We start from the raw sequence: 3,558 nt of genomic DNA on the forward strand, positions 1-3,558 counted from the left end.
CAACTGCCAGAGCAATCCTCATGGCACTCTTCGTAATCATTGTTGTGAGGGTGTGCAGCTATGACAGCTATGAAGGGGCTGGATATCAAGGACCTGATAAGGAGTATTGGGGCGGTAGAGGCAAACCCTAAGCTGCAGCGAATGATTGCGTTGAGGGTCTTGTCAGAAGAATTTACCCGCCGCGCGATCTTGCCATTTGGAGCCAGTGCTAAGGACCATTAGTCCGCAGAGCCGTCATTCATGCCTGGTGCAGCGAATGTCCACTTCGAGCCCAAAGCGGACCATACCACGAACTGCGTGCGGTAGCCGCAGGATACGTGCCTGAACGATTGCACCCATCGTCATCTCGTGGAACTGGTCGACAAGCGCAGATGCGATGCTTCCACCGACCGCCGCGCTCCCGCTTCTAGAAACAGGACCAGCCTGTACAGACCATCGGCCACAAACGCGCATGCAGAACTCATAATAGCGAAGCCAAAACCGGCTTGAACCATAGCTTCCAACTCGGCCTCGGTTCGACCATCGGCACGTATTATCATCAAATCAAAGTCGGTAAGGCGGCTCTTCGGTGTGCGCTGTGTCATCATTTTCTCCATCGTTTGATTTAGCCAAGTCTGCCTTAAGGGTATTGCTTTTCGCGATTTAGATGGAATGCGTTAAGGTCGAAACGCAGTGTTCCAGTTTCCGGATTGGTGGACCGATGGATAGGTTCAAAGCCATCAAAGTGTTTCAAGAGGTCGTTTCGCAGGGCGGTTTCGCAGCGGCGGCGCGGCGTATGAACAGCTCTCCACCCTCTGTGAGCCGATTGATAACGGAGTTGGAGGCCGATCTCGGAGTTCGTCTTTTTAGCCGCTCGTCTCGGGGTATCAGCTTGACCGAGGAGGGCGAAGATTTTCTTCGGAAGGGGGCGGTGCTTGTAGACGAACTTGAGGCGGTTTCAGAGGAAATCCGTGAAAGAAAGCGCGTTCCAGCCGGACATCTGCGTATTTCCAGCGTTGTGGCCTTTGGACAGGAACGCATTGCACCGGCCATTCCGGGGTTCATGCGAAAATATCCCAAGGTTTCAGTGGAGCTCGAAATCTCGAACCGTAAAGTAGACCTAATTCAAGAACACTTCGATCTAGCGGTTCGCATCGGGACATCCGGAGAGCTTAAATCCTCATCTTTGAAAGCGAGAAAGATTTTTTCGCAGCGCCTCCTCTTTGTAGCGACCCCTGAATATTTGGCCCGTAATGGGATGCCAGCCTCGCTTGACGACTTGGATCAACATTTGCTGGTCAAACAGATCAGCGGCACTTGGGGGCGCACAAACCAGTTCCCGATTTCAAGCGAAACGGTGTCTTACTCCTTGCCAGAGCGTTTCGTTGTCAACTCTCCAAACGCGGCGAGGAACGCAATCCTTACAGGCGGGGCTGTGGGGTTGATCGCGGATTATCTGATTGAGGACATGATTTCGGACGGCCGAGTAGTTCGTATACTGCCCGAGTACGAGACTGTGGCACAGCCAATCTTTGCAGTATTTGTGCACAGGAATTTCATGCCTGCAAAGGTCAGGGCCTTCATCGATCACATGACGGAAGCCTTGCGCAAAGACTGACGACTTCGTCAGCGACTCGGACGTAGGTCCTGTTCAAACCGAGGACCGGTTCCAGTCGCATTCTGGGCATTCGACAATGGTGCTCAGATGGCCGCGTCGACCCGGCGCGCCTCTGGGTTTAAAATCGGAACTCTGCTAAGCCCCCAAGAGCAGCGCAACAAGGGAGCACACCATGAAAATTCACCGCGCCGGGGACCGGCCCTCTCAATTTCCCGGCAATGAGTATTTCACCGGCACGGTCCGCTTTGATCCCGTTGTGACAGGGAATGATCCCTCGCCGGTCAAGATCCTTGCGGTGACTTTTGAGCCCGGCGCACGGACAGCTTGGCACACGCACCCTGCCGGTCAAACGCTGCATGTTTTGTCGGGCTTGGGCCTGGCTGGGTCTGAGGGGCAGCCAGTGCAGGAGTTGCGCCCTGGCGATACGGTGTGGTTCGCACCAGGAGAGCGGCATTGGCACGGCGCGTCGCCAGACTGTGCGATGACCCATCTGGCTGTGCAGACGTCTGTCGAAGGCAAGACTGCGGATTGGATGGAGCATGTCTCAGACGAGGATTACAGCGCAGCGCGCGCAGAATGAAGCGCGTGATCCCTACCGAGCAAGACGCAGCCGAGTAACCACTCCAGAATCCTTCCCGACTCATTGAACGCCCATTTAAAGGGGGGTAAGGGATTTTTTCGTCTCCGGAGCGCGGCCCTCGTTTCGTTCCTGAGAGGCCCGCACAGCGCGTTTTCACTTTTCTGGATTTCTAGCCTCCTCAACCACCCACTTACCCTGCAAAATCCCATCGCTGCAGAACGTCTCTCGCCCGTGCTATTTTCTGCGCGTTGGCCACAACCTCATGCTCTCCGCCGCGCACCTCCTCATCGAGCAGAAAAGGCTCCTCGTGCCCACATGCATTGCAGGCAGCTTTCTCACCTGCAATCACCGTATCCGGCGATCCGCATTCCGGGCATCGTGCCTGGACGTCATCGTTGAACATATCTCGACCTCTTATTCGTTTACCGATTGCCAGAACCGGGACCGCCCGCCAGCATCGCTGATTGGCGCGTCCGCTTGAACTCGTCTGGAGTGACGGCTCCGCTGCTGACATCGATTCCTTTTGGGATCCGCGCTCTCTTGTGTCCGATCGCGCGAACGCTGCCCCTTGTGATCTCCAGACAGGTTGACTCGTAGCATGTCAGCCCACTTGTGTTGATTTGGATGGCAGTCTGACCGTTCGCGTCAGTGACCAATGGAGCCTGGGGAGGTGGGCTGCACGCTGAAACCAGCAACGCGAACCCAGAATAAATCCATCTGTTCATACGAAATTCCCTTTTCTCTAAAATAGGCTGGAAGCTGTTCAGTCAAATCTGTCGGGTGTCAGCTTCGAACGCTTAGAAGACGCTCACGAATTATCATCGCTTGACCTCACCGAGTCCGAAGCGGGCGCCAAAGCAACCGTCGCCAATGCCTGTTATCCTACCCTGCTTTGCCATAAGTCATCCGGAAAACCACAACTGGTTCGCGGATACCCTTGAGCGTAACCTCTCCTGCTGAGACCGACGGGAATTTGTCTTCCACGGCGATCGCCGCGCGGGTGCTGAGCAGTATCTCGCCGTCCTCGGCCCTATCGCAGAGACGTGCCGCCACGTTGATTGCAATGCCCGAGGCGGTGTCGTCTGATCGATCTTCATACCCGACCATGCCTACGGTTGCATATCCGAGCGATACGCCCACTCCGAACCCAAGTCTATGACCTAGCCGCTTCCATTGCTTGGACAACTCAACCATTTTCGCGCGCATCGCGACCGCGAGCCGAATCGCGTCACCGGCAGGATCCTCGCAGGGCAACGGGTCGTTAAACAGCACCATAATCCCGTCGCCCAAAGTAGACATTTGCTGCGGCTGAGCGAGTTAATGCTCTGAGCCCACTGCAGCCACTAAGTTACGCCAGCTTTCGAGGCAAAAATTGCACTCG

6 protein-coding genes are annotated in these 3,558 nt (G+C 55.5%); 2 read left to right on the plus strand and 4 right to left on the minus strand.

Going from position 1 to position 3,558, the window contains the following annotated elements; genetic code table 11:
• Positions 1–341 precede the first annotated feature (341 nt).
• Positions 342–584, minus strand: a complete 243-nt coding sequence (locus GOV45_RS23075; protein WP_170482858.1) for a hypothetical protein — start codon at positions 582–584, stop codon at positions 342–344.
• A gap of 116 nt (positions 585–700) precedes the next feature.
• Between GOV45_RS23075 and GOV45_RS23080 the strand changes: the two genes are divergently transcribed.
• The gene (locus tag GOV45_RS23080) at positions 701–1,597 is read left to right on the plus strand and encodes a LysR family transcriptional regulator (RefSeq protein ID WP_170482861.1); all 897 of its coding nucleotides are present in this window, start codon (positions 701–703) and stop codon (positions 1,595–1,597) included.
• 172 nt (positions 1,598–1,769) lie between these two features.
• Positions 1,770–2,177 carry a (R)-mandelonitrile lyase gene (locus GOV45_RS23085; RefSeq protein WP_170482864.1) on the plus strand — a complete coding sequence of 136 codons (408 nt, stop codon included), beginning with the start codon at positions 1,770–1,772 and terminating at the stop codon, positions 2,175–2,177.
• A 190-nt stretch (positions 2,178–2,367) separates the two neighbouring features.
• On the opposite strand, the gene GOV45_RS23090 is transcribed toward GOV45_RS23085, so the two are convergent.
• The 3 genes from GOV45_RS23090 to GOV45_RS23100 all read right to left on the minus strand — a co-directional run bounded on the left by GOV45_RS23090 (position 2,368) and on the right by GOV45_RS23100 (position 3,476).
• Entirely contained in the window at positions 2,368–2,580 is a 213-nt protein-coding gene (locus tag GOV45_RS23090) for a hypothetical protein (RefSeq protein ID WP_170482867.1), read from the minus strand.
• Positions 2,581–2,599: 19 nt separating this feature from the next.
• Positions 2,600–2,902: a hypothetical protein gene (locus GOV45_RS23095; protein ID WP_170482870.1), complete on the minus strand. Its 303-nt coding sequence runs from the start codon at positions 2,900–2,902 to the stop codon at positions 2,600–2,602.
• Positions 2,903–3,059: 157 nt separating this feature from the next.
• Positions 3,060–3,476, minus strand: coding sequence for an adenylate/guanylate cyclase domain-containing protein (locus tag GOV45_RS23100; protein ID WP_254448104.1), 417 nt, complete (start codon positions 3,474–3,476; stop codon positions 3,060–3,062).
• Positions 3,477–3,558 lie beyond the last annotated feature (82 nt).

It is taken from the genome of Ruegeria arenilitoris (genome assembly GCF_013035425.1).
GTDB classification, from domain to species: domain Bacteria; phylum Pseudomonadota; class Alphaproteobacteria; order Rhodobacterales; family Rhodobacteraceae; genus Ruegeria; species Ruegeria arenilitoris_A.

What these genes read in the sequence shown, in the direction of transcription:
- GOV45_RS23100 (WP_254448104.1), bottom strand. Translation starts at nt 3,476, where the DNA reads ATGTCTACTTTGGGCGACGGGATTATGGTGCTGTTTAACGACCCGTTG.
- GOV45_RS23075 (WP_170482858.1), bottom strand. Translation starts at nt 584, where the DNA reads ATGACACAGCGCACACCGAAGAGCCGCCTTACCGACTTTGATTTGATG.
- GOV45_RS23095 (WP_170482870.1), bottom strand. Translation starts at nt 2,902, where the DNA reads ATGAACAGATGGATTTATTCTGGGTTCGCGTTGCTGGTTTCAGCGTGC.
- GOV45_RS23085 (WP_170482864.1), top strand. Translation starts at nt 1,770, where the DNA reads ATGAAAATTCACCGCGCCGGGGACCGGCCCTCTCAATTTCCCGGCAAT.
- GOV45_RS23080 (WP_170482861.1), top strand. Translation starts at nt 701, where the DNA reads ATGGATAGGTTCAAAGCCATCAAAGTGTTTCAAGAGGTCGTTTCGCAG.
- GOV45_RS23090 (WP_170482867.1), bottom strand. Translation starts at nt 2,580, where the DNA reads ATGTTCAACGATGACGTCCAGGCACGATGCCCGGAATGCGGATCGCCG.